Origin of the sequence: Achromobacter xylosoxidans (assembly GCF_001457475.1) — a bacterium.
In the GTDB taxonomy this organism is placed as follows: domain Bacteria; phylum Pseudomonadota; class Gammaproteobacteria; order Burkholderiales; family Burkholderiaceae_B; genus Achromobacter; species Achromobacter xylosoxidans.
In genome coordinates, this window is sequence record NZ_LN831029.1 from 3,877,029 (window position 1) to 3,902,510 (window position 25,482).

General features: G+C 68.3%; 26 protein-coding genes. 25 read left to right on the top strand and 1 reads right to left on the bottom strand.

Going from position 1 to position 25,482, the window contains the following annotated elements; translation table 11 throughout:
- Nucleotides 1-2: 2 nt before the first annotated feature.
- The 22 genes from AT699_RS17450 (at nt 3) to AT699_RS31095 (ending at nt 21,333) form a co-directional block, all read left to right on the top strand.
- On the top strand, nt 3-1,214 hold the full coding sequence (locus tag AT699_RS17450) for a hypothetical protein (protein ID WP_058207378.1): 1,212 nt from the start codon (nt 3-5) through the stop codon (nt 1,212-1,214).
- Nucleotides 1,215-1,229: 15 nt separating this feature from the next.
- Nucleotides 1,230-2,390: a recombination-associated protein RdgC gene (gene rdgC, locus AT699_RS32210; protein WP_155523072.1), complete on the top strand. Its 1,161-nt coding sequence runs from the start codon at nt 1,230-1,232 to the stop codon at nt 2,388-2,390.
- A gap of 9 nt (nt 2,391-2,399) precedes the next feature.
- Complete coding sequence (locus AT699_RS17460) at nt 2,400-4,184, top strand: AAA family ATPase (RefSeq protein ID WP_024069298.1); 1,785 nt, start codon at nt 2,400-2,402, stop codon at nt 4,182-4,184.
- Nucleotides 4,185-4,199: 15 nt separating this feature from the next.
- Nucleotides 4,200-4,814: a 3'-5' exonuclease gene (locus AT699_RS17465; protein WP_024069299.1), complete on the top strand. Its 615-nt coding sequence runs from the start codon at nt 4,200-4,202 to the stop codon at nt 4,812-4,814.
- Nucleotides 4,815-4,939: 125 nt separating this feature from the next.
- On the top strand, nt 4,940-5,305 hold the full coding sequence (locus AT699_RS17470; RefSeq protein ID WP_049054998.1) for a hypothetical protein: 366 nt from the start codon (nt 4,940-4,942) through the stop codon (nt 5,303-5,305).
- Entirely contained in the window at nt 5,302-6,054 is a 753-nt protein-coding gene (locus AT699_RS17475) for a hypothetical protein (RefSeq protein ID WP_024069301.1), read from the top strand. Before AT699_RS17470 ends, AT699_RS17475 begins: the two co-directional genes overlap by 4 nt.
- Nucleotides 6,054-6,527 carry a hypothetical protein gene (locus AT699_RS17480; protein WP_024069302.1) on the top strand — a complete coding sequence of 158 codons (474 nt, stop codon included), beginning with the start codon at nt 6,054-6,056 and terminating at the stop codon, nt 6,525-6,527. The genes AT699_RS17475 and AT699_RS17480 overlap by 1 nt, the downstream gene beginning before the upstream one ends.
- Nucleotides 6,528-6,529: 2 nt before the next feature.
- A complete protein-coding gene (locus AT699_RS17485) occupies nt 6,530-6,811 on the top strand; it encodes a hypothetical protein (protein WP_024069303.1) in 282 nt (93 codons plus the stop codon).
- A gap of 3 nt (nt 6,812-6,814) precedes the next feature.
- Nucleotides 6,815-7,558: a hypothetical protein gene (locus tag AT699_RS17490; protein WP_058207379.1), complete on the top strand. Its 744-nt coding sequence runs from the start codon at nt 6,815-6,817 to the stop codon at nt 7,556-7,558.
- Nucleotides 7,551-8,552: a phage Gp37/Gp68 family protein gene (locus AT699_RS17495; protein WP_024069305.1), complete on the top strand. Its 1,002-nt coding sequence runs from the start codon at nt 7,551-7,553 to the stop codon at nt 8,550-8,552. Before AT699_RS17490 ends, AT699_RS17495 begins: the two co-directional genes overlap by 8 nt.
- Nucleotides 8,549-9,196, top strand: a complete 648-nt coding sequence (locus tag AT699_RS17500) for a hypothetical protein (RefSeq protein WP_058207380.1) — start codon at nt 8,549-8,551, stop codon at nt 9,194-9,196. The genes AT699_RS17495 and AT699_RS17500 overlap by 4 nt, the downstream gene beginning before the upstream one ends.
- 1 nt (nt 9,197) lies before the next feature.
- Nucleotides 9,198-9,542, top strand: coding sequence for a hypothetical protein (locus tag AT699_RS31910; RefSeq protein ID WP_158646888.1), 345 nt, complete (start codon nt 9,198-9,200; stop codon nt 9,540-9,542).
- Nucleotides 9,542-10,627, top strand: a complete 1,086-nt coding sequence (locus AT699_RS17505; protein WP_024069307.1) for a tyrosine-type recombinase/integrase — start codon at nt 9,542-9,544, stop codon at nt 10,625-10,627. Before AT699_RS31910 ends, AT699_RS17505 begins: the two co-directional genes overlap by 1 nt.
- 146 nt (nt 10,628-10,773) lie before the next feature.
- Complete coding sequence (locus tag AT699_RS17510; RefSeq protein WP_024069308.1) at nt 10,774-11,742, top strand: LysR family transcriptional regulator; 969 nt, start codon at nt 10,774-10,776, stop codon at nt 11,740-11,742.
- Nucleotides 11,739-13,214: a flavin-containing monooxygenase gene (locus AT699_RS17515; protein ID WP_024069309.1), complete on the top strand. Its 1,476-nt coding sequence runs from the start codon at nt 11,739-11,741 to the stop codon at nt 13,212-13,214. The genes AT699_RS17510 and AT699_RS17515 overlap by 4 nt, the downstream gene beginning before the upstream one ends.
- Nucleotides 13,211-14,185: an ABC transporter permease gene (locus AT699_RS17520; RefSeq protein ID WP_006387061.1), complete on the top strand. Its 975-nt coding sequence runs from the start codon at nt 13,211-13,213 to the stop codon at nt 14,183-14,185. The genes AT699_RS17515 and AT699_RS17520 overlap by 4 nt, the downstream gene beginning before the upstream one ends.
- Nucleotides 14,186-14,214: 29 nt before the next feature.
- Nucleotides 14,215-15,117: an ABC transporter permease gene (locus tag AT699_RS17525; protein ID WP_024069310.1), complete on the top strand. Its 903-nt coding sequence runs from the start codon at nt 14,215-14,217 to the stop codon at nt 15,115-15,117.
- Nucleotides 15,114-16,136, top strand: coding sequence for an ABC transporter ATP-binding protein (locus AT699_RS17530; protein ID WP_024069311.1), 1,023 nt, complete (start codon nt 15,114-15,116; stop codon nt 16,134-16,136). Before AT699_RS17525 ends, AT699_RS17530 begins: the two co-directional genes overlap by 4 nt.
- Entirely contained in the window at nt 16,133-17,167 is a 1,035-nt protein-coding gene (locus AT699_RS17535; RefSeq protein WP_024069312.1) for an ABC transporter ATP-binding protein, read from the top strand. Before AT699_RS17530 ends, AT699_RS17535 begins: the two co-directional genes overlap by 4 nt.
- A 31-nt stretch (nt 17,168-17,198) precedes the next feature.
- A complete protein-coding gene (locus AT699_RS17540) occupies nt 17,199-18,770 on the top strand; it encodes an ABC transporter substrate-binding protein (protein ID WP_006387057.1) in 1,572 nt (523 codons plus the stop codon).
- A gap of 10 nt (nt 18,771-18,780) precedes the next feature.
- Entirely contained in the window at nt 18,781-20,139 is a 1,359-nt protein-coding gene (locus tag AT699_RS17545; protein WP_024069313.1) for an acyl-CoA thioesterase/bile acid-CoA:amino acid N-acyltransferase family protein, read from the top strand.
- 24 nt (nt 20,140-20,163) lie between these two features.
- Nucleotides 20,164-21,333, top strand: a complete 1,170-nt coding sequence (locus AT699_RS31095) for a CMD domain protein (RefSeq protein ID WP_024069314.1) — start codon at nt 20,164-20,166, stop codon at nt 21,331-21,333.
- 65 nt (nt 21,334-21,398) lie between these two features.
- Here the strand turns inward: AT699_RS31095 and AT699_RS17555 are convergent, their stop codons facing one another.
- Nucleotides 21,399-22,298, bottom strand: coding sequence for a LysR family transcriptional regulator (locus AT699_RS17555; RefSeq protein ID WP_006387054.1), 900 nt, complete (start codon nt 22,296-22,298; stop codon nt 21,399-21,401).
- A gap of 108 nt (nt 22,299-22,406) precedes the next feature.
- Between AT699_RS17555 and AT699_RS17560 the strand changes: the two genes are divergently transcribed.
- Genes AT699_RS17560 through AT699_RS17570 form a run of 3 tightly spaced genes read left to right on the top strand, consistent with a single transcriptional unit; the run spans nt 22,407 to nt 25,480 of the window.
- A complete protein-coding gene (locus AT699_RS17560) occupies nt 22,407-23,399 on the top strand; it encodes a Bug family tripartite tricarboxylate transporter substrate binding protein (protein ID WP_024069315.1) in 993 nt (330 codons plus the stop codon).
- Nucleotides 23,400-23,434: 35 nt separating this feature from the next.
- The gene (locus tag AT699_RS17565) at nt 23,435-24,481 is read left to right on the top strand and encodes an Ldh family oxidoreductase (RefSeq protein ID WP_024069316.1); all 1,047 of its coding nucleotides are present in this window, start codon (nt 23,435-23,437) and stop codon (nt 24,479-24,481) included.
- 27 nt (nt 24,482-24,508) lie between these two features.
- Nucleotides 24,509-25,480 (top strand): Bug family tripartite tricarboxylate transporter substrate binding protein, encoded by a 972-nt coding sequence (locus AT699_RS17570; protein ID WP_024069317.1) that lies wholly within the window; start codon nt 24,509-24,511, stop codon nt 25,478-25,480.
- The last annotated feature ends 2 nt before the right edge of the window (nt 25,481-25,482 follow it).

Here is a 25,482-nt window from a genome sequence, read left to right on the forward strand (position 1 = left end):
TTATGACTCAGACCACCACCGTTCAGAGCCTGCGCGCGGCGCCCGAAGCTCAGATGCCTGTCGTCGCCCCCGGATTCGGCAGCTTGCAGAGCTTCGAGCTGATGCAGCGCGCCGCCAACCTTCTGGCCAGCAGCACCCTGGTGCCGGCGCAATACCGCAAGGTCATCGAGAAGCTGGACAAGTACGGCAACGTCAAGGAATCGCGCGAGAACCCCAACGCCCTTGCGAACGCCGTTGTGGCGCTGAACATGGCGCAGCGCATGGGCGCCGACCCGCTCATGGTCATGCAAAACCTTTACATCGTCGAGGGCCGCCCGTCCTGGTCCTCGCAATGGATCATCGCGGCCGTCAACGGCTGCGGAAGGTTCTCCCCGCTACGCTTCGATATCAAGGTCCTGGGCCCCAAGGCCATCGACTACAAGTCGACCTACTGGGAAGCCGGTGAACGCCGCAGCAAGGTCGAGAAGGTCGAAATCGTCGACAAGGTCTGCGTAGCCTGGGCGATCGAGAAGGAAACCGGCGAGCGCCTGGAATCGCCCGCCGTGTCGATTGAAATGGCGGTGCGCGAGGGGTGGTACACCAAGACTGGCAGCAAGTGGCAGACCATGGACGAGGTCATGCTTCGCTACCGCACGGCCAGCTTCTTCGGCAAGCTCTATGCACCGGAACTGCTGATGGGCCTGCAGACGGTCGAGGAAGCGCAGGACATCATCGAGGCAACGGCTGGCCCGGATGGCACGATCAGCGTGAACGTGGACGAACTGCGCGCCAATGCAGCGCCCGCGCAGCGTCAGCCGTCGGCCGCGCCCGCCGACGTCACCGATGTGGAAAGCCGGGACGCACAACAGACTGCGCAAGTCGACACCGCTCCCGCGCAGGCGCAAGCCGAGGCCGGTAATCCGGCGCCGCGCGCGGCTACGGCCGCCAAGGCCTCGTCCGAGCCGCAGGCCAATCCCAGCGAGCAGGGCCAAGCCGAACTGCCCAACGCTGGCAACGAAGGCGGCGGCCTGGATCCGGCCAAGGTGGAACACCAGATCCAATACGCCAAGACCATCGATGTCCTGGACTTGGCCAGCGACTCGATCGACGGCGTAGACGACCTTGGCGAGCGAGCCCGGCTGCACCAGCTGTACCAATCGCGCCGCCTGTCTCTCACGTCCGAGGCCCAGCGCGCTGGCAGCACGCGGCGCCGCAGCGTCCAGGCGCCCGAATAAGGCCAGGTGACCGACATGGCTTTGTTCCGCAACCTCTCGGTCTACAGCCTACCCGGCGGGTGGGCCGTATCCCTGCCCCAGCTGGTCGGCATGCTGGAGCAGCATCAATTCGTGCCCACGACCGACCTGCAGGCCGAGTCCACCGGCTGGGCGCCGGTTCACGAGGGCTACGGGCTCGTGCACGAGGTGCAGGGCCATCTGCTGCTGCGCCAACGCACCGAATCGCGCGTGATGCCCACCAAGGCGATCGACCTGCAGGTGCAAGAAGCTGCGGCGAAGGTCGAGGAGGCCCAGGGCTACAAGCCCGGCAAAAAGCAGCGCAAGGAGATCCGCGAACGGGTCATCGACCAGATGCTGCCCGCGGCGTTCCGGCAGCAGGACGATGTGCTGGTCTGGATCGACACCTACGCCGGCCGCCTGGGAATTGACAGCGCCTCGAGCGGCCCGCGCGACGCCGCGGTCGCCCTGCTGTGCGAGAGCATCGACCACTTCGCGCTTGACCGCCTGTCCGTGCGCACGGCGGCGGCCGGCGCGATGACTGCCTGGCTCGCCGATGATGAGGCGCCGGAAGGCTTCACCATTGACACGCTGGCGGACCTGCGGGCGGCGGGCGAAGGCGCCGGCGCCGTGCAGTACGTCAATCGCCCCCTGGACCCTGCGGAGGTGCGCCACCACATCCAAAGCGGCATGCAGTGCACTCGCCTCGCCCTGACGTGGCAGGACCGCATCTCGTTCGTGCTGGATGACGAACTGGTGCTGAAACGCATCGTCCCCGCCGACGTCGTGCAGATGGACGTCGAACGCTCCGCCAAGACGGAAGCCGAGGAATTCGAGGCTGATTTTTTCCTCATGGCGACCACCTTGCGCGGCCTGGTGGCCGACCTGGTCGACGCCCTGGGCGGCGAATACGTCGACGACCGCCAAGCGGACATGTTCCGCACCAGCACCGGCCCGGCCCTGCGCGCCGACGACACCGACGACGACGGCGACGACCCGCTGCTGGCAGAAGCCCGCCGCGTGGTGGTCGAGAACCGCCGCGCGTCCATTTCCCTTGTTCAGCGCCATCTGCGCATTGGCTACAACCGCGCCGCGTCGCTTCTCGAAGCCCTCGAGCTGCGCGGTGTGGTGACGGCCATGCGCCCTGATGGTGGCCGTGAATTGCTTGCCATCTCCTGAGGAGCAACCATGCGAATCAACCGTATCACCGTCGAGAACTTCCAGGGCGCCCGCGCCGTGGACCTGCAGTTGCCCACCCCGCTCGCGCTGGTGTCGGGCCTGAATGGCGCCGGCAAGTCGACCGTCGCCGAAGCCGTCCGCCTGGCGCTGCAGGGCACGCCGGAACGGGTCGGCCTGAAAAAAGAGTACGACATGCTGGTCAGCGACGGCGCGAAGCTGGGCGCGGTGACCGTGGAACTGGACGCCGGCGCCGTGTCGATGACACTGCCCAAGGGCGTGGCGGATGGCCAGGACCTGGTGCCGACCAGCCCGGCCCTGCCCTTCGTCCTGGCGCCCGAACGCTTCGCCCAGGCCGAGGCCAACGACCGGCGCAGCCTGCTGTTCACGCTGACCGGCGCGAAGATCCGCCCCGACGATATCGCCGCCCGCCTGCTGGCCCGGACATGCAACGCCGAGCTGGTGACCCAGATCAAGCCCATCCTGCGTACCGGGTTCGCCGCGGGCTCAAAGTACGCCAAGGACCAGGCCACCCAGGCCAAGGGTGCCTGGCGCACCGTCACCGGAGAAGCCTACGGTGAGGTCAAGGCCAAGGACTGGGCGGCCGACGAGCCCGCGTTCGACCGCGCGGCACTCGAGAACACCGGCGCGGAGCTGGCCGGCCTGGACGAACGCATCGAGGCGACGGCGCAATCGCTGGGCAAGCTGGTGCAGAAGGCCGAGGCCTACGCGGCGGCGCGCGATCAGCTGGCCGCGCGCCAGGCCAAGGCGGCGCGCCTGCCCGAGCTGAACCGCAAGCTGGAATACGACCTTGCCGAGCATGGCAAGGCAGTCGCGCACGTCGAAGCGCTCCAGCTGCGCGCTGGCGCCGGCCCGCGGACGGGCCTGGTGCACGAACTGGCCATCTGCCTGGACGACGTCTACAACTGCGAGAAGGTGACCCTGCTGCTGCCCGGGCCGCTCGATATGCGGATCCTCGAAGTGCTGGAGCGCTACGAGGTCCAGTACGGGAAGCTCGACGCCCCCGGCGACGCCGAAGCCGCGGGCGCGCTGCCCAAGGCCATCGATGCCCGCGAGCTGATGGCGCGCAGCGTGGAAAACGACCGCCGCGATATCGCCGCCGCCCAAGAAGCCGCAGCCAGCTTGGAAGCCGTGAACGCTCCGGAGGCGATCGACACCGCCGACGTCGAAGCCGTGCGCGCGCAACTCAACGCCCTCAAGGAGCAGCGCAAGGAAGTGCACGAGCGGGTGCAGGCGCTGCTGAACGCCAAGCAAGCCGCCGACAGCGCGAAACAGCGCACCGCCAACGCAGCGCAGTACCACGGTGAGGTACAGGCCTGGGCCAAGATCGGCGACGCGCTGGCGCCCGACGGCATCCCCGGCGAAATCCTGGCCGAAGCCCTGCAGCCGATGAACGACCGTCTCGCTCACCTGGCCAGCCTGGCCAACTGGCCGGCGGTGGCGATCGCCGGCGACATGGCCATCACCTACGGCGGCCGCGCCTATCGGCTTCTGTCCGAGTCCGAGCGCTGGCGCACCGACGCCCTGATCGGGCTGGCGCTGGCCGCCCAGTCCGGGCTGCGCTGCGTGCTGCTGGACCGCTTCGATTGCCTGGATCAGCCAGGCCGCGGCGACCTGCTGGGGCTGCTCGACACTCTGGCCGCCGACGGCGAACTCGACACCGCCCTGGTGCTGGGCACCCTGAAATCCGCCCCGCCCGCCCCCACCGACCTTTTCACCAGCCACTGGATCGACCACGGCACCAACGCCCAGCCCGCGCTGCGCGCCGCCGCCTGACACAAGGACCACGACATGCAAAACCTGGGATTCTTCTACGACACCGAAACCACCGGCCTGCCGCAGTTCAAGGAGCCGTCTGGACACCCCGGCCAGCCCCACATTGTGCAACTGGCCGCGGCGCTGGTCGACCTGGACTCGCGCGAGACGGTCGCCAGCCTGGACCTGGTCGTCCGGCCGGACGGCTGGATCATCCCCGATGAGGTCACCGAGGTCCACGGCATCACCACCGAGTACGCCCTGGCGGTGGGCGTGCCCGAGACGCTGGCCCTGTCCCTGTTCCTGGAAATGTGGGCCGGACGCAAGCGCATCGCACACAACGAGTCCTTCGATGCCCGCATCATCCGCATCGCCCAGCACCGCGCCGGCGAGCTGGAGCACGACCTGGAACGCTGGAAGGCCGGCACGGCCGAATGCACCGCACGCCTGGCCACGCCCATCCTGAAACTGCCGCCCACCGCCAAGATGGTGGCCGCCAATCGCCACCACTACAAGACGGCAAACCTGAGCGAGGCGGTGCTGTTCTTCACCGGCAAGCCGCTGGAGAACGCGCATAGCGCCTTGGCGGACGTGCGCGGCTGCATGGACGTCTATTTCGGCATCCAGGACCTGCAAAGGGAGGCCGCGTAATCATGCATCCCTACATGAACCGCCACGACCGGCGCCAGGCCCGGCGCGCCGAGGGCCGACGGCCTCGGGCGGGGCGCATGGCGCGTCCCATGGCCGCCCCGATGATTATGGGCTCAGAAATCGTGATGCGCCCCCTGGAACAGCTGTTCGACGAGCTGGACCGGACCGGCAAGGTGTCGGTCAACGCCAAGGGCTACCCGACCTTCGTGGCCTGCGACGGCCACAAGTACGAGGCCGCGCCCGCGATCGAAGGGCTGATCTGGCACTTCGAGATGTGGAGCATCCGCCACGCCAAGGAACTGCCGCTGCAGCCCCTGCGTGATCTGTACATCGCGCTGCACTACCTGGTGCCGATCCAGGAACGCACTATCGAAGGCCTGCGGCACGCACTGCCGATACTGCGCCGTGTGATCGCCTTGGGCCAGCGCGACGACCAGGGCGACCTGTTCCACCAAACCCGCATCAAGATCGCCATGGAGGCGCAGGCATGAGCAAGATCGAAAACACCTGGCGCCTGGCCCCGGTGGCCGCTGCACAGCACGAGCTGGCCGAGGTTCGCGCCGCCCTCGGCTTTCTTCCCCAAGGCTATACCGCCATGGCTGGCCTGGAGCGCCTCGCCGACCTGCTGGCGGCCGCGGAGCCTTCACCGACCTCGCCTGCAGTCAGCACCGAACAGGATGCCCCGATCACCGTTACCGTGGACCATGATCCGCGCGGCGTCAGCGTTGGCGTGTGGCAGGGATCGCACTGCATCTACAGCGGGGCGCATCCGCTGCCCGCCGCCGCTGGCCTATCCACGGCGGCGCACACCTACGGCGCCCCGGCTGAGGTGGCGGTGCGCATCGAGAACTACCTCACCCACAACGGCCAGGAAAACTCGGTGAGCCTGCTGCTGTACGAGGCCATGAAAGCGCTGCGCGCTCCCGCTGCTGCCGATGTGCAAACCGCTGCCGCCCGCGACGTTCTGGCCGAGCGCCAGCGACAGATCAGCGTCGAAGGCCGGACGCCGGCGCATGACGACCAATACACCGCCGGCGACATGGCGAGTGCGGCGGCGTGCTACGCCGCCCAGGGTCGCCACCACTATCCGGAGCCGGGCCGCCCTGGACCGAGCTGGCCCTGGGCCGCCGAATGGTGGAAGCCCTCGACGTATCGCCGCAATCTGGAAAAGGCCGGCGCCCTGATCCTGGCTGAAATCGAGCGTTTGGACCGTGCAGCGCAACGCGCGGGGGATGCCTAATGGCCCTGCCCTACAGCACCGCGACCAGCGGCGAGAAGGCACTTGGCGAGATCCAGAAGCTGCTGCGCGCCTTCGGCTGCAGCAAGTTCGGGAGCATGGTGGACGACGGCGCCGGCGAGCTGCTGGTGCAGTTCGAATACCGGGGCCGCCAGGTTTCCGTGAAGGCATCGACGAAGGGCTACGCCGCGGCCTGGCTCAAGGAGAACCCGTGGAGTCATCGCCGCACCGGCACGCGGGCCCAGTACGAGAAAAAAGCCATGGACGTGGCGAGCGTCGCCGTGTATTCGATCCTGCGCGATTGGATCAAAGGCCAGATCATGGCCATCGAGACTGGCATCCTCTCGTTCGAAGGCGCGTTTCTCGGTCAGATCATGCTGCCGACGGGCCATACCGTGCTGGAGCATGCAGCGGCGGCCAACCTTCTGCCGGCGCCGGACGGCGGCCAGCAGAGCCGCCAGGCCGCGGAGGTGTGAACATGGCAGTCACCATCACTGATCATGCCGACGCCCGCCTGAAAGAGCGTCTGGGCCTGCCGAAGTCGGCCCGCGCTGCTGCCGCGCAGCGCGCCTTCGATCAAGGCAAGCGGCACGGCGACGCGGCCGGGAAGCTCAAGCGCTTCTTGGACAAGTGCTGGCTCCAGCACCGCAAGGCCAACAACGTCCGCATCCACGCTGAACACATCTGGTTTTTCGCCCACGAAACCCTGGTGACCGTCTACGAGGTGCCCAGGAACATGCGCGCGGGCGCAAAGGACTGAACTATGAATGAACAGAACAACATCGCGCAGCCGGCGATTGTCGTCACGCTCACTCGCACCCTGGGTGCGTATGGCGCAGCGTTTGACCTCCCCGGACCGCACCGGGCATTTACGTACCACCACCAGCCGGGGAATATCGGGGCGCACCGCCTCGGTGCCGCTTGGCAAAAGGCAGCCAGCGGTAGTTCGGGCGACCTCATCGACAGAGGGCTGGGGCTGCTCAAGGCCCTACAGGAGGTCGGGTTCGGTGTCTTTGAGGTGTCGGAAATTGCCGCCCCTGTAGCCGAAGAGCGGGCTGCATGCCCTACCGACGTATGCAAAGCCGGGCAGGCCGATGCCGTGCTGTGCGCGAACGACGAGTGCGACCGCGCCAACGGGGTGCGGCCGCCCATGTGCCGCATCCCCGGGGTCCGCGAGGACGTGCTGCGACGCGCCGCCCTGGCAAGCGCCCCTGTAGCCGGGGAGCCAGTGGGCGTCGTGCAGCCCAACGGCAATACCTTCCGTCTTTCGCGGCCGCTGCCGGCGGGCACCAAGGTCTATGCCGTGCCCCAGGCCAGCGCCGAGGCGGGCGATGATGAGCTGGTTTACTTGGGCGCCACAGCGCCGCCTGTGCCGGCGTGGCTGCTGAAAAGCGCGCGGCGCATCAGCCACTACATGGCGACGCATCACCCCGGCGAGTGGGCCATCTACGGGATTCAAATCCGGCGCGAGCCCAAGGCTTCCGCACAAGGAGGCATCAGTGGCTGAGAACAGTAAGATCGAATGGACCGACCATACTTTCAACCCGTGGGAAGGCTGCCAGAAGGTCGGGCCCGGCTGTGACCACTGCTACGCAGAGACGCGCAACGCCCGCTTCGCCGGCGGCCGGGCTATCAACTGGGGGCCGGGCGCGCCACGCCGGCGGACCAGCGCCGCCAACTGGCGCAAGCCGCTGTCCTGGAACGGCAACCCATTCTACCAATGCCTGGACTGCGGATGGCGTGGACACGGCGCGGGCAAGATCAACGGGGGCCTGCCGGTCTGCCCGGTGCCGAAATGCGCTTCCCTGAGGCTGGCCCCGGCCCGAGCGAGGGTGTTCTGCGCCAGCCTGGCTGACGTCTTCGACAATGCCGTGGACCCGGCCTGGCGCGAGGATCTTTACGGGCAGATCGAGGCCACGCCCAACCTGGACTGGCTGCTGCTGACGAAACGTATCGGCAACGTGGGCAACATGCTGCCTGTGCCGTTCGACTTCGACCGGATGTATCCCAACGTCTGGATCGGCGCCACCATCGTGAATCAAGCCGAGGCCGACCGAGATATCCCCAAGCTGCTCGAGTTGCCGGCGCGCGTTCGCTTCCTGAGCATGGAACCGCTACTCGGGCCGGTCGACCTTGGCGCCGGCTGCCGGCGCGCTGGGTTGCACCTGGGCGAGGCTCTGGACTGGGTAATCGTCGGCGGCGAGAGCGGCCCCGGGGCACGCCCCATGCATCCGGCCTGGGCCGCCAGTCTGCGCGACCAATGCCAGAACGCTGGAGTGCCGTTCCTGTTCAAGCAGTGGGGTGACTGGGCGCCTGGATCTGGGGATTTCGGCGCCGGCGGCTATGACACCGCGGCGGTCGCCTGGGATGGCCGTGTCGCACGCGACGACTACCCGGTCGGCGCAACGAGCGCGGACGGCTGGTCGATGGTTCATCGGCCGGGCAAGGTGGCAGCCGGCCGGCTGCTCGATGGCCGCGAATGGAACGAGGTGCCGCAATGAAAGAACGGCCCATCCCTTTCAACGGAGCGATGGTGCGGGCGTTGCTGGCCGGCAACAAGACGCAGACGCGGCGGGTCGTGAGGCAGCAGCCGGCCGGCGCGTGGGCGGCTCCCGGGAAAACGTCATGCCCCTACGGCCAGCCCAGTGACCGCCTGTGGGTGCGTGAGCCCTGGCGCAGCACCGCAGACCTGGACAGGTGCAGCGGCAGCCAGATCGCCGAGCTGTGCCTGGACGCCGGCTACAACGCGCCCTGGGCTCCGATCCAGTACGAAGCCGACGGTGCGAGGCGTGACTGGAAGCACACCGGCACGCCGCCCCATGACGGTCCGCCCCAACCGGGCAGGTATCGCCATGCCCGGTTCATGCCGCGCTGGGCGAGTCGGCTTGAGCTGGAGGTGACCGGCGTGCGCGTAGAGCGGTTGCAAGGCATCAGCTACGAGGATGCGCTGGCGGAAGGCGCATTCGACCCGCGCTTGTTCGTGGGCGACGAATGCCGCGACGCCAGCGTCGAATCAGCCGACGAGCTGGCGCGCCGCCTGCAATGGCCGCAGCGCTCATTCCGCGAACTGTGGAGCAGCATCAACGGCGCCGAGTCCTGGGACGCCGACCCCTGGGTCTGGATCGTCGAGTTCAGGAGGATCTGACATGCAAAAGCGCTGCTTCAACACCGTTGAAGCCCAGCAGTACCTGGGCGTCAAGCGCCGGTTCTTCGAAGCCAAACTCGCCCCGCTGCTCGCTGGCAAGGGAGTCCAGGCCGGCACATCGGTTGTCTATGAACGGGCCGATCTCGACGCGGCCTGGGACCGCTATAAACTGACGGCGGGCAATGAGCGTCCCGCGCCCAAGAACGGAGTACGCAAATGGGACGTTCTAGAACAAGTGGCATCTACCCGTCGCAAGACGGCACGTTCGAGGTCGACGCCCGATATAGGGGGCACCGAATTCGCAAACGTGGTTTCCAAAATCAGGGGGACGCCAGCGACTACCTGATGCAACGCAAGGCCGAAATCCGTGACGACATGACCAACGGAGTTCGGCCAAAGGTAACCCTGGCCGCTGCGGCGGCCAGATATCTGCTGGAGAAGGAAGGCATGCCATCGGCGACGGCGTCAACCTACGCGCTTGAGCCGCTGGTGGCCCTCCTTGGCTCTTTAACATTGGATCAGCTCGACGACGACGCCCTCGTGCCATTTATCGAGGAGCGCAAGGCGTTCGGCTGGGCCGACAAGACGGTCAACAACAGCCTGGAATGCGTCAGGGCCATCTGCAACCGCGCCGCAAGGCGATGGAGATTTCCGAACCGCATGACCTGGCTGGAGAGCGCTCCCCACATCAGCCTGCTGAAACTCGAAGATCAGCGCCCTCCCCGCCCCATAACCTGGGCCGAGCAGGACAGGCTCCTGGCCAGCGCGCCAGGTTACTTGGCGAAGGTGCTGCTTTTCGACTTGAATACCGGCGTCCGGCGAAATGTCCTTTCGAATCTGCGGTGGACCTGGGAACTCCCCCTCGAGATCCGCCCTGGCCTGGTTCGTTCGGTCTTCATCGTGCCGCGGGAGTACGTGAAGGGGCGGAAACGGGAGAGGATCATCGTTTGCAACACAACCGCGCAAGGCATCGTTGACAGCCAGCGGGGCAAGCATCCGGAATTCGTTTTCACCTACGTAAAGGATCTCCCCAAGTGGGCGCGGCTCGCTAAAGGCCCACACCCGCTGGGCTGGACGCTGCCCGAGCGGCCTCACAAGACGCTCGCGGATCGATTCGAGTATGCATGGGGTAAGACTCGGACGGCTGCTGGCATGGCGGATCTGCACCTGCACGACCTGCGCCACACCCTCGGGATGCGCTTGCGGGCTGCCGGGGTCTCGGATCGGACCCAAAACGAGATCCTCTGGCACAAATCCGGCAGCATGACGGATCACTATGCCGTGGCGCAGCTGCGCGAGATTTACGACGCTCTCGAGGCTATCCAGGCCCCGGGCGCAGACGGTGAATCGCTCAACTTGCTGGCCATCATGCGGGAGAGGCGACAACAAGAAGTCCCCCAAAAGTCCCCCAGCCTGCGGCTGGTGGCTTAAGGCAAATCCCGTAAGCCGTTGAAATAACTGACAGTAATGAAAGGGCATAAGGAAATCCCGATTAGGGAATTTGCTTATGCCCTTTAATTATTTGTACGGCGCATACTCGATACGTAAGAATTCGTCCTTGGCATAAAGCAAGAAAGATGGAACTTCGTCAACTCGAGGCCTTCGCGGCCGTCATGTCCACGGGCAGCGTCACCGCTGCCGGGCGTCTGCTTGGCCGCTCGCAACCGGCCATCAGCCGCCTGTTGCAGGAATTGGAAGCCGAGATCGGCTATGCCCTGTTCGCCCGCAGCGGGCCGCGCGTGACGCCGACCGAGCAGGGTTTCCTGCTCTATGACGACGTCGAGCGCGCCCTGTCCAGCCTGCGCCAGATCCGCGACCGGGCCGAGGAAATCGCCCGCGGCCAGGCGCAGCCCCTGCTGCTGGCGGCCACCTCGGCGCTGGCCGCCGGGTTGGTGCCGGACGCGCTCAAGCGCATCGAGCCGCACGCCAACCTCGCCCCCCGCATCGAACTGCGCAGCGCCTCGCCCGAGCGCGTGGTGCACGCCGTCCTGAGCGGCGCGGCGCAACTGGGCGCGACCAGCCTCCCGCTGGAGCATCGCGGCCTGACCGTGCACTGGATCGGCCAGGCGCCCTGTGTGGTGGCGCTGCCCGAAAACGATCCGGCCGCGCGCCATGAGGTGGTGCCGGTGGCCGAGCTGGCCGGGCGCCGCGTCATCACCATGGCCAATCCCTACCGCCTGCGGCGGCGGCTGGACGCGGCGCTGGGCCACGCGGCCGGCGCCATCGAAACCAATTCGTCCGTCAACGCCCTGGCCGCCGTGCGCGCGGGCCTGGGCGTGTCGGTGCTGGAACCCATTACCGCCTACGGCGCGCCGATGGCGGGCGTGGCGATCCGCCCGATCGACCTGGACATTCCCTTTTTCTTCGGGGTCATCACCTCGCAGTCGCAGCCGCTGACGCCGGCCTGCCAGGCCATGGCCGATGCGCTGGCGCAGGCCGCCGCGCAACTGCTGCCCGGCTTCGTGCTGCACGACGCCTGCCAGCACGGCGCGCTGCTGCAGTCGATCTACGGCGATGACGCCCCTCTTACGGATACGCCCGCATGAACCAACCCCTCGCTCCCGCCCCGCAAGGCCTGGCCGCGCTGGAAGCGCGCCTGCGCCAGGACCTGTCCTGGCTGGAAATCCCGGCCAAACAGTGGGTCACGCCGCGCCTGGTCGACGGCCAGCCGGTGCTGGACGTGGCCATCATCGGCGGCGGCATGGCCGGCCTGGCCGCGGCCGCGTCGCTGACCCACCAGGGCATCGTCGCGCCGATCTTCGACCAGTCACCCGAAGGCTATGAAGGCCCGTGGGCCACCACCGCGCGCATGGAGACCCTGCGCTCGCCCAAGCAACTGACGGGTCCGGCGCTGGGCCTGCCCGCCCTGACCTTCCGCGCCTGGTTCGAGGCGCAGTTCGGCGGCGAAGCCTGGGACGCGCTGGACAAGATCCCGCGCCTGCAGTGGATGGACTACCTGCGCTGGTACCGCCGCGTGCTGAACCTGGACGTGCGCAACCAGCACCGCGTGCTGGCCGTGCTGCCGCGCGCCGACCGGCTGGTGCAACTGGACATCGAAGCGCCCGCCGGCCGCCAGACCGTGCTGGCGCGCCGCGTGGTGCTGGCCACCGGCCGCGACGGCCTGGGCGGCGCCTACGTGCCGGACTTCGCGCGCAAGCTGCCGCGCGACCGTTGGGCGCATTCGTCGGACGTGCTGGACTACGCCACCCTGGCCGGCAAGCGCGTCGGCGTGGTGGGCGCGGGCGCGTCGGCCATGGACAGCGCCGCCACCGCCCTGGAAGCGGGCGCGGCCAGCGTCGACCTGCTGATCCGCCGCGACGACATTCCGCGCATCAACAAGGGCAAGGGCGCCGGCAACCCCGGCCTGACCCATGGCCACCTGAACCTGCCCGACGACTGGAAGTGGAAGATCCGCCACTACATCAACGCCGCCCAGGTGCCGCCGCCGCGCGGCAGCACGCTGCGCGTGTCGCGCCACCCGAACGCCCGCTTCAACCTGGGCTGCGGCGTGCAGGACCTGGCGCTGGTCAATGACGAAATCCGCGTGACCACGCCCAAGGGCGTCTTCACGCTGGACTTCCTGGTGTTCTCCACGGGTTTCCGCATCGACTGGACCGTGCGGCCGGAATTCGCCGCGCTGGCGTCCCACGTGCGCGCCTGGGGCGACCGCTACACCCCGCCCGCCGGCGAGGAAGACCAGGAACTGCATGATTCGCCCGACCTGGGCGCGGCCTTCGAATTGCAGGAAAAGACCCCGGGCGCCTGTCCCGGCCTGGACCGGGTGCACTGCTTCTCGTACCCGGCCGCGCTGACGCACGGCACCGTGTCGGGCGACATCCCCGCCATCAGCGAAGGCGCCAAGCGCCTGGCGCAAGGCATCGCCGGCCTGTTCTACCGCGAGGACGTGGCCACGCACTACGCCAATATGGAAGCGTTCTCGGAACCGGAAGTGTTCGGCGACGAATGGACGCCGGCCCCGGCGCCCGGCGCGCCCCGGCAGGCGGAGACCGCGCAATGACCGCTTGGCTGCTCCGCCGCGTGGCGCAAGCCGCGGTGGTCGTGTTCCTGATGACGCTGATCGTCTTCGTCGGGCTGCACGCCATCGGCAACCCCGTCGACATCCTGATCGGCCAGGACGTCGACCAGGTCGACCGCGCCCGCATCATCGCCGAACTGGGGCTGGACAAGCCCTTGTGGCAACAGTACCTGGGCTTTCTGAACGGGGCGCTGCACGGCAACCTGGGCAACAGCTTCGTCTACAACATCCCCGCCGTGGAACTGGTGATCCAGCGCCTGCCGGCGACCCTCGAACTGGCCATCGCCGCGCTGCTGCTGGCGGTGATCATCGGGCTGCCGCTGGGCCTCTTGGCCGGGCTGTATCCCGACAGCCGCTTCTCCAAGCTGGTGATGGCGGGCAGCATCGTCGGCTTCTCGCTGCCGACCTTCTGGGTCGCGCTGATGCTGATCATGACCTTCAGCGTGTCGCTGGGCTGGCTGCCGGCCAGCGGCCGCGGCCAGACGGTGGAATTCCTGGGCTTCCAGTGGTCGTGGCTGACGGCCGACGGCTGGCGCCACCTGATCCTGCCGGCGCTGAACCTGTCGCTGTTCAAGATCTCGCTGGTGATCCGCCTGACCCGCGCCGGCGTGCGCGACGTGATGCCGCTGGACTTCGTCAAGTTCGCCCGCGCCAAGGGCCTGTCGCCGTTCCGGGTGGTCTGTGTGCACGTGCTGCGCAACACCATGATCCCGCTGGTGACGGTACTGGGCCTGGAGCTGGGCTCGACCATCGCCTTCGCCGTCATCACCGAAAGCATCTTCGCCTGGCCCGGCGCCGGCAAGCTGATCCTGGACAGCCTGAACGCGCTGGACCGCCCGGTGATCGTGGCCTACCTGATCGTGGTGGTGTGCCTGTTCGTGACGCTCAACCTGATCGTCGACATCCTGTACAAAGTGCTGGACCCGCGGGTGCGGCTGGAGGCCTCGGCATGAGCGCTCCGAACACTCCCCAGGCAAATGCCATGCAAACCGCCGCCCCCGCGCTGAAGCGCGAATCGCCCTGGCGCCGTAACCTGCTGGAATTCCTGTCGTCCAAGACGGCGGTGTTCGGGCTGGTGATCGCCACCCTGCTGATCCTGGCCGCCATCCTGGCGCCGTGGATCTCGCCGCAGAACCCCTACGACCTGCTGCAGATCGACGTGCTGGACGCGCGCCTGGCGCCGGGCACGATGAACGGCCTGAACACCTTCCACTACTGGCTCGGCACCGACGGCCAGGGCCGCGACCTGCTGTCGGGCATCCTGTACGGCCTGCGCATCAGCCTGATGGTGGGCGTGGGCTCGGCGCTGATCGCCGGCATCATCGGCACGCTGCTGGGCCTGCTGGCGGCGTATGCCGGCGGCAAGGTCGACGCGCTGATCATGCGGCTGGTGGACCTGATCCTGTCGTTCCCGTCGATCCTGGTGGCCATGATGATCCTGGCCTACCTGGGCAAGGGCGTGGGCAACGTGGTGCTGACGCTGGTGATCCTGGAATGGGCCTACTACGCCCGCACCGCGCGCGGCCAGGCCCTGGTCGAGCGCCGCCGCGAGTACGTCGAGGCGGCGCGCTGCCTGGACATCCCCAACTGGCGGATCATGCTCAAGCACATCCTGCCCAACTGCCTGCCGCCGCTGATCGTCATCGGCACCCTGCAGATCGCGCGCGCCATCACGCTCGAAGCCACGCTGAGTTTCCTAGGCCTGGGCGTGCCCGTGACCGAACCGTCGCTGGGGCTGCTGATCTCCAACGGCTTCCAATACATGCTGTCCGGCGAATACTGGATCAGTTTCTACCCCGGCATCGCGCTGCTGATCACCATCGTCGCCATCAACCTGGTGGGCGACCGCCTGCGCGACGTGCTGAACCCGAGGACCCACAAATGAGCGCCGCCCGTCCCGTCGCGGCGCCGGCCGCCGCCAACGTGCCGACCCTGGAAGTGCGCAACCTGCGCACCCACTTCTTCACCCGCGCCGGCACCCTGCCCGCCGTGGACGACGTGTCCTTCACGCTGGAGCGCGGCAAGATCCTGGGCCTGGTCGGCGAGTCCGGCTCGGGCAAATCCGTCACCGGCTTTTCGATCATGGGCCTGGTGGACGCCCCCGGCCGCGTGGTCGGCGGCCAGGTGCTGTTCCAGGGCCGCGACCTGACCAAGCTGGCCCCGCGCGAGCTGCGCAAGCTGCAGGGCAACCGCATCGCCATGATCTTCCAGGATCCGATGATGACGTTGAACCCGGTGCTGCGGGTCGACGTGCAGATGATCGAAACGGTGCGCGCCCACAACAGCATGAGCAAGGCGCAGGCGCGCGAGCTGGCCCGCGACACGCTCGGCATGATGGGTATTCCCAGCCCGGAAGAACGGCTGCTGGCGTATCCGCACCAGTTGTCCGGCGGCATGCGCCAGCGCGTGGCGATCGCCATCGCCATGCTGCACCGGCCCGACCTCATCATCGCCGACGAGCCGACCACGGCGCTGGACGTCACCATCCAGGCGCAGATCCTGTCCGAAGTGCAGAAGCTGGCGCAGCAACACGGCACCAGCCTCATCTGGATCACCCACGACCTGTCGGTGGTGGCGGGCCTGGCCGACGACGTGGCGGTGATGTACGCCGGCCGCATCGTCGAACACGGCAAGGTCGACGACGTGCTCGACCGTCCTCAGCATCCCTACACCCTGGGCCTGATCGACAGCCTGCCCAGCAACAACCAGCGCGGCCAACGCCTGCGCCAGATTCCCGGCATGACACCCAACCTGCTCACCCTGCCCGCCGGCTGTGCCTTCGCGGCGCGCTGCGCGCGCGCCACGGCGCAATGCGGCCAGCAGCCCGCCATCACCGACGTGCTGCCCGGCCATCAGGTGCGCTGCTTTCATCCGTCGCGCCAACCGGGCGAGGTGGCAGCATGAGCCAGACGACGATTCCGGACACCCGCGACGGCGCCACCCCGCTCATCGACCTGCGCCAGGTCAGCAAGCGCTTTGGCGAACGCCCCGTCGGCGCCGCCGGCCGCGCCTTGCAGCGCCTGGGCCTGTCCAAGCCGCCCGCCATCACCCGCGCCGTCGATCATGTGGACCTGCTGGTGCGCCCCGGCGAAGTGGTCGGCCTGGTCGGCGAATCCGGCTGCGGCAAGTCCACGCTGGGCCGCATCGCGGCCGGCCTGCTGACGCCGTCCGGCGGCGAGGTGCTGATCAACGGCCAGCGCCCCGCCGACATGACGCCGGCCCAGGCCCACGCCGCGCGCCTGAAGGTGCAGATGATCTTCCAGGACCCGTACGCGAGCCTGAACCCGCGCCTGCGCGTGGACGAGATCGTCGGCGAAGCGGCGCGCATCCACGGCCTGGTCGGCAACGGCGACTTCGACGACTACGTCAGCGCGCAACTGCAACGCGCCGGCCTCGACCCGGCCCTGCGCCAGCGCTATCCGCACCAGTTCAGCGGCGGCCAGCGCCAGCGCATCGGCATCGCCCGCGCCCTGGCGGTGCAGCCGTCGATGCTGGTGTGCGACGAGGCCGTGGCCGCGCTGGACGTGTCGATCCAGGCACAGATCCTGAATCTGTTCATGGACCTGCGCGAACAGCTCAACCTGACGTACCTGTTCATCAGCCATGACCTGGGCGTGGTCGAGCACCTGTCGGACCGCGTGGTCATCATGTACCTGGGCCGCGTGGTCGAGACGGCGCCGGTGGACGAAGTCTTCCGCCGCCCCAACCATCCGTACACCCAGGCGCTGCTGGCCGAGATCCCCAACCTGAAATCGCGCCACAAGACCTTCACCGCCATCAAGGGAGAGATTCCCAGCCCGCTCAATCCGCCCGGCGGCTGCCACTTCCACCCGCGCTGTCCGCATGCGATGGCGCGCTGCAAAACCGAGGTTCCCACCCTGAAGGGAATCGCCATCAACCACCTGAGCGCCTGTCACCTGAACGACATGGCCTGAAAGAAGTTCCCCCTCACCAAGGACCCCGAACATGAAACGCCTGATTCTCTCGACCCTGACCGCCGCCATCCTGGGCGCGTCCGCCGCGGCCTCGGCCGACAACCTGTCGATCGGCTTTGCCGATCCGCTGTCCTCGCTCGACCCGCAACTGAACAACCACGCCGGCGACCGCTCGGTGGCCCTGCACTTCTGGGATCTGCTGATCGAGAACAAGTGGAACAAGCTGCAGCCCGGCCTGGCCGTGAGCTGGAAGCCGCTGGACAGCACCACCTGGGAATTCAAGCTGCGCGAAGGCGTCAAGTGGCAGGACGGCACGCCGTTCACCGCCGACGACCTGATCTACTCGTACACCCGCGCCCGCGCCGTGCCCGGCAGCGTGGCCACCTACGCCGGCTACCTGCGCACCATCGACACGATGACCGCCAAGGACCCGCTGACCCTGATCGTCAAGACCAAGGCGCCCAACCCCGACCTGCCGCTGAACCTGGCGTCGGTGCACGTGGTCAGCAAGCACGTCGGCGAGAAGTCCACCACCGAAGACTACAACTCGGGCAAGGCCATGGTCGGCACCGGCCCCTACAAGTTCGTGTCCTACACCCCCGGCGACCGCGTCATCATGGAACGCAACGACGGCTACTGGGGCGAGAAGGCCACCTGGGACAAGGTCAACTACCGCTACATCAACAACGCCGCCGCCCGCACCGCCGCGCTGCTGGCCGGCGACGTCGACGTGATCGACAAGGTGTCGGTGTCCGACCTGGCCAAGCTGCAGAAGGCCGCCAACATCTCGGTCTACCCGTACGACGGCCTGCGCGTCATGATCCTGCAACCCAGCTTCAACCCCGCGCCCAACCAGTACATCACCGACAACAACGGCAAGCCGCTGGACAAGAACCCGCTGCTGGACGTGCGCGTGCGCCAGGCCCTGAACCTGGCGATCAACCGCAAGGCCATCGCCGACCGCATCCTGCAGGGCGCCGCCACCGAAGCCAACCAGTGGATGCCCAAGGGCACCTTCGGCTACAACCCCGACGTCAAGGACATCCCCAACGACGTCGAAAAGGCCAAGAAGCTGCTGGCCGAAGCCGGTTTCCCCGACGGCTTCAAACTGACCATGCACGTGCCCAACGACCGCTACCCGCAAGGCCCGGAAACGGCCCAGGCGGTGGCGCAGTTCTGGACCCGCATCGGCGTCAAGACGCAAGTGGAAGTGGTGCCATGGGCCGTGTACTCGGGCCGCGCCAACAAGAACGAATTCGCGGTCAGCATGCTGGCCTGGGGCAACGGCACGGGCGAAGCCAGCTACGCGCTGGTCAACATCCTGGCCACGGTCGACGCCAAGAAGGGCCTGGGCGCCTCCAACTGGGGCCACTACAGCAACCCCAAGGTCGACGCCGCGCTCGACCAGTCCACCTCGGAATTCGACGTGGCCAAGCGTGAAGCCATCCTGCGCGACTCGGTCAAGCTGGTGTCCGACGACGTCGGCATCATCCCGCTGTACCACTACAAGAACATCTGGGCCGCCAAGAAGGGCCTGAAGGTCACCCCCATGACCAGCGACCGCACCGCCGCCATGATGGTCACCAAGGACTCGGCCAAGTAAGGCGCGCATCATGGTTCCTACCCTGAGCATCCAACCCGCCGACGCGCTCATCGACGTGCCCCGCCAGATCCGGGTGGAGCACGTCGCGCCCGGCCAGACGGTGGAGATCACCGCCCTCACCCGCCGCAACGGCGTGCTGTGGCAAAGCCACGCCGCCTTCGTCGCGGGCGAGGACGGCGTGGTCGACCTGACGCGCGACGCGCCCGTCTCGGGCGACTACAGCGGCCTCTCGCCCATGGGCCTGGTATGGTCGCAGTCGCCCGTGGACTCGCCCAGCCGCGAGCACTTCAACCACCCGGTCAGCGAGCCGCTGGTCACCGAAGTGGTGGCGCGCGTGGCCGGCGCCCAGAGCGTGGCGCGCTTCACCCAGCGCCTGGCGGCCGAAGGCGTCACCCGCCAGGACGTGCGCGAAGAAGGCCTGGTCGGCACGCTCTACCTGCCGCCCGGCGCCACGCCCGGCTCGCATCCCGCCGTGCTGATCCTGAACGGCTCGGGCGGCGGCATCAACGAACCGCGCGCCGCGCTGTATGCGTCGCGCGGCTACGCCGCCTTCGCCCTGGCCTACTTCAAGGCGCCGGGCCTGTCGGACTACATCTCCAACACGCCGCTGGAGTACTTCCAGACCGGCCTGCGCTGGCTGCGCAAAAAGGTCCAGCCCAAGCACGACTTCGTCGCCATCAGCGGCCAGTCGCGCGGCGGCGAACTGGTGCTGCTGCTGGGCGCCACCTTCCCCACGGAAGTGTCGGCGGTCGTGGCCTACGTGCCGGGCGCCGTGGTCCACAGCGGCCAGAACGCCTGCGACCCCAAGATCGGCCGCGAAGGCCCGACCTGGCTGCTGGGCGGCAAGCCCCTGCCGCACGTCTGGGAAAACAACCGCACCGCCACCTGGGCGCCGTTCGACGAAGGCCCCGCGCCGCATCGCCACGAAAAGGCCATCCTCACCGCGCTGCAGGACCCCGACGCCGTGGCCCGCGCCCGCATCAGGGTCGAGGACATCCAGGGCCCGGTGATGCTGCTGTCGGCCACCGACGACGGCTCGTGGCCGTCCAGCCTGTACTCGAAGATGGTGCGCGACAAGCTGGCCGAGGTACAGCATCCGTATCCGGTCCAATGGCTGGACTACGAGAACGGCGGCCACTCGATCCTGTTCCCCTACGTGCCCACCACGCAACTGGTCTACGCCCACCCCGTGTCCGGCAAGATCAGCACCAGCGGCGGCAACCCCAAGGACAACGCGCGCGCCGACGAGCAATCGTGGGAAGGCGTGCTGAAGTTCCTGGACGCCGCGGTCAAGGCGCGCGGCCAGGCCGCGCCGTCCGCGAACCGCGCCGAAGCCGGCGCGGCCGCCACGCCCGGCAACGCCGGCTGAACGACATCCAAGGAGACTTTCTCAATGGCACAACCCCCCATCGTCTATGACGCCGCCCGCGACCTGGTGGACCAACTGGTCGGCCTGAAGGCCGACAGCGCCACCTACGCCGTGCGCCACCAGCGCGACAAGGTCGCCGCCGCCACCCAGGGCAGCTACGACGCCCTGTTCGACCCGGCCCTGCCCGGCCTGACGCTGGCCGAGCGCCTGCTGGTCGCGCTGTACGCGGCGCGCCTGACGCCGTCGCCGGCGCTGGCCGCGCACTACCGCCAGCGCCTGATCGAGGCCGGCGCCAGCGCCGCCGACATCCAGGTGGCCGAGTCCGGCAAGCCGGCGGACGCCGCCGACCCGCGCCTGGCCGCGATCCTGGAGTTCACCCGCAAGCTGATCGAAAAGCCCGTCGAAGGCGACGAGGCCGCCCTCAAGACCCTGCCGGCCGCCGGCGTCTCCACGCCCGCCGTGGTCACGCTGTCGCAACTGGTGGCGTTCCTGTCGTATCAGGTGCGTCTCGTCGCCGGCCTGCAGGCCATGCTGGCGCTGGAAACCAAGCCGATCGCGGCCGGCAACCCGCCCGCGCCCTTCCCGGCCAACACCGCCGCCACCGAACCGGGCGCCGTCATCAAGGCCCACGGCTTCACCAACGAAGTGCTGGAATGGAAGGCGTGGCTGGACGTGGTCCAGGTCGACAGCGCCACGCCCGAGCAGATCGCGGTGCTGGAAGAAAGCCACCCCAAGGCCAAGGTCTCGGATTACTACCTGTTCCTGGTGCACCAGCCCGAGATCCTGCGCCAGCGCTCCACCGCGTTCAACGCCATCATGTACGCGCCCGGCGGCCTGTCGCGCGCCGAGCGTGAACTGGGCGCGACCGTGGTGTCGCGCGTCAACGGCTGCGTCTACTGCGCCTCGGTGCACGCGCAGCGCTTCGAGCAACTGGCCAAGCGCAACGACGTGATCGCGCAGGTGTTCGAGGATCCGGCCACCGCCGGCACCACTGCCCGCGAACTGGCGATCGGCAAGTTCTCGATCCAGATCACGGACGCGCCGGCCTCGGTGGATGCGGCCAGCATCCAAGTGTTGAAGGATGTGGGCATGAGCGACGGCGAAGTGCTGGACCTGCTGCATTCGGACGCGATCTTCGCGTGGGCCAACCGGTTGATGTTGAACCTGGGCGAGCCGGTGGTCGTGCAGGTCTGACGATCGCGCGCGCAGTACCTGGACAGGCCGCGTTTTCGCGGCCTGTTTGTTTTTCGGCGTCCCCCCTACTTCTGCCGCGCCTCCACCCGCTGCGACAGCAGGTCGTAGAACAGCCGCGCCACCGGATTCAAGGTCTTGCCGCGCGGATGGATCAGGCCGATCGTGCGGCTCACGGCGGGATTGCGCAGCGGCACGCTGACCAGCGTGCCGTGATCCTCATCCGGCATCGCCAGGCGCGGCACCACACCCACGCCCAGGCCAGCCTCCACCATGCTGACCAGCGCCGGCACGTGCTGCACCTCGCAGAAATGGCGCGGCCGGCTGCCGCTGTGCACCAGCGCCTGGTCCATCAGGAAACGATTGCCGCTGCCCTGCGCCAGCGTGATGTACGGATGCGCCTCCAGGTCGGCCCAATCCACCGACTTGCGTTTGGCCAGCGGATGCTTGCGGCTCACCGCCGCCACGAACGGCTCTTCCAGCAGCGGCTTGAACTCGATCTCCGCGTCATTGGCGCCGATGTAGGTCAGCCCGAAATCCGCGTCGCCGCGCGCCACCGCCGTCAGCACCTGCGAGGACGACTCGTCGATGATGCGGATGCGGATGCGCGGATAGCTGGCGTGGTATTCGCGGATCACATCCGGCAGGAAATACGCCACCGCCGACGGCACGCAGGCAATCGTCACCATGCCCGACAACCGCTCGGCCACGTCGCGGATGCCGACCAGCGCGCTCTCCAGCTCATTCAGCACGCTACGGGCGCGCGGCACGAAGCCGCGGCCGAGGGTGGTCAGCTCGACCTTGCGCGTGGTGCGCGTCATCAGCTGCACGCCCAGCGCCGCTTCCAGCTTGTCGACGCGGCGCGACAGCGCCGACTGCGACAGGTGCAGCGCCTCGGACGCGGCGCGGAAACTGCCCAGGTCGGCCACCGCCAGGAAGGCGCGCAGATCGGCAAGATCGAAATTCATGCGTTTTTATCAAGAATTGAACGAATTTTTGCACTTTACTCGATTCCGAGCGCGGGGCACGATGTCTCCCAGCCGCAACCAATAGCGGCCCGAACAGGAGACCCGCCCATGAAGCCGTTACGGAGAGCCTGCCTGCGCACCGCGCTGGCGCTGGCCGCCGCCCCCTTGTTGTCGTCCGCCCCCTTCTCGGCCCACGCCGACGCCTGGCCGCAACGCCCCATCCGCCTGCTGGTGCCCTACGGCCCCGGCGGCAGTTCCGACGTGGTGGCGCGCGCCGTCGCCGTGGAGATGTCGCGCGACCTGGGCCAGCAGGTCATCGTCGAGAACAAGGGCGGCGGACAGGGCAGCATCGCCACGGTGGAAGCGGCGCGCGCCCGGCCCGACGGCTACACGCTGATCCTGGGCCACGTCGGCACCCTGGCGGTGAACCCGACCATGATGCCCAACCTGTCGTATGACCCGCGCCGCGACTTCGCCCCGATCATTCTGCTGGCCAAGCTGCCCATGGTGTTCGCCGTGGGCGCCAAGGTGCCGGCCGCCACCCTGCCCGAATTCGTGGCGCTGGCGCGCGCCAAGCCGGGCGTCCTGAACTACGGCTCGGCCGGCAACGGCAGCGCCGGCCACCTGGCCTTCGAAATGCTCAAGACCGCCGCCGCCATCGACGTGGTGCACGTGCCGTACAAGGGCACCGGCGCCCAGGTCACCGACCTGCTGGCCGGCAACATCGACGCCGCCGCGGCCGGCATTCCTGGCCTGCTGCCGCATGCGCAGGCCGGCAAGATCAAGATCGTGGCCGTCGGCTCGGCCCAGCGCCTGCCGATCCTGCCGGACGTGCCCACCGTGGCCGAGCAGGGCTACCCCGGCTTCGAAAGCTCGCAGTGGTTCGGCCTGCTGGCCCCGGCCGGCACGCCGCAGGAAGCGATCTCGCGCCTGCAGGCCGCCGCCCAGCGCGCCCTGCGGACCGACGCCGTGCGCCAGCGCCTGGCCCATGACGCCGCCGAGCCTTCCGGCGCCGGCCCGGCCGAATTCGCCGCCTTCATCGACGCCGAAGAGCGCCGCTGGAGCCAAGTGGTGAAAGACGCCCGTCTTTCCGCCGAATAAGCCCCCCTCTTTTTTTCACACAAGGATTGCTGATCATGGCCGCCACTGCTGGCTCCCCCTCCCTCGTCCCGGAAACCGAACTGCGCGCGCTTGGCGTGCGCGCCTTCGAAGGCCTGGGCCTGCCGCGCCAGGACGCCGTCGACGTGGTCGACATCCTGGTGCTGGCCGATCTGTTCGGCCTGTCCACCCACGGCCTGTCGCGCATCGAATCATATGGCGAGCGCCTGCAGGTCGGCGGCATCAACCGCCAGGCCCGCATCCGCGTGGACAGCCCCGCCCCCGCGCTGCGCCTGGTCGACGGCGACAACGGCGTCGGCCCGCTGGTCGGCATGCACGCGCTGCGCGCCGCCATGCAGGCCGCCAGCGAATGCGGCGTGGGCCTGGCGTTCGCCCGCCAGAGCAACCATTTCGGCCCGATCTCGCCCTACGGCCTGATCGCCGCCGAGGCCGGCTACGCCAGCATCATCGGCAGCAACGCCACCACCACCATCGCCCCCTGGGGCGGCACCGACGCGCGCGTCGGCAACAGCCCCATCGGCTTTGCCGTGCCGAATCCGGACGGCGCGCACTTCCTGCTCGACATGGCCATGAGCGTGGTGGCCCGCGCCAAGATCCGCAACGCCCTGAAGGCCGGCCAGGCCATCCCCGACACCTGGGCCACCGACGCCCAGGGCCAACCGACCACCGATCCCAGGCAGGCGCTGGACGGCTTCCTGCTGCCGATCGGCGGCCACAAGGGCTACGGCCTGGCGCTGATGGTGGACCTGTTCGCCGGGCTGCTGTCCAACGCCGCCTACCTCACCCACGTCAAATCCTGGGTCGACGCGCCCGACGAACCGCAGAACCTGGGCCACTTCTTCCTGCTGATCGACACCCGCCGCCTGGGCTCGACCCAATGGCTGGCCGAACGCATGAACGACTTCGCCGCCATCCTGCACGGCAGCCCGGCCGCCGACCCGGCCCGCCCCGTGATCCAGCCCGGCGAGATCGAACTGGCCAAGCTGGCGCGCCAGCGCGCCCACGGCATCGAAGTGGCCGCGGACGTCCTGGCCCTGCTGCGCCAACACGCCGGCCAGAGCTGAGCCGGCATCCCGGAGGAGACCGACAACATGAAGAACATCGCCCGACTCACCCTGGTCCTGGCGGCGGCGCTGGCCGCGCCGCTGGCCCGCGCCGCCGACTACCCGAGCCAGCCGATCCGCCTGATCGTGCCCTACGTGGCCGGCGGCGCGGCCGACATCACCGCGCGCGTGGTCGCGGCCCGCATGGCCAAGACCCTGAAGGGCACCATCGTGGTCGAGAACAAGCCCGGCGCCAACGGCATGATCGGCACCGACTTCGTCGCCAAGGCCGCGCCCGACGGCTACACCCTGCTTCTGGACGCCAGCGGCCCGCTGGTGGTCAACCCGTCGCTGTACAAGAAAACGCCCTATGACCCGCTGAAGGATTTCGCCCCGATCAGCCAGATCACCAGCTACCAGTACGCGCTGGTGGTGCCGCGGCAATCGCCCGCGCACAGCATCGACGACCTGCTCGCCGCCGCCCGCAAGAAACCCGGCGCCGTCACCTATGGCTCGGCCGGCCTGGGCGCCGGCGGCCACCTGGCCGGCGAACTGCTGGCCCTGCGCACCGGCACCCAACTGACGCACGTGCCCTACAAGGGCAACGCCCAGGCCCTGACCGACGTGCTGGGCGGGCAACTGTCGTTCACCTTCGACACCACCGTCACCGCCACCCCGCACATCCAGTCCGGCAAGCTGCGCGCCTATGCCGTGACCGGCCCGCGCCGCACCTCCAGTCTGCCCGACCTGCCCACCATGCAGGAACTCGGCTACAAGGACTTCGTCATCACCCAGTTCCAGGGCCTGCTGGCGCCCGCCGGCACCGATCCGCGCATCATCGCCACCCTGCATGACGCCGTGGTCCAGGCGGTGAAGGACCCGGAAGTGGTGCGCAAGCTGGCCACCGAAGGCGGCAACGAAATCATCGCCGGCACGCCCGAGGAATTCACGCGCCAGCTGCGCGACGACCTGCAACGCTACCGCCAACTGATCAGCGAAGCTCACATCACCGCGGAGTGACC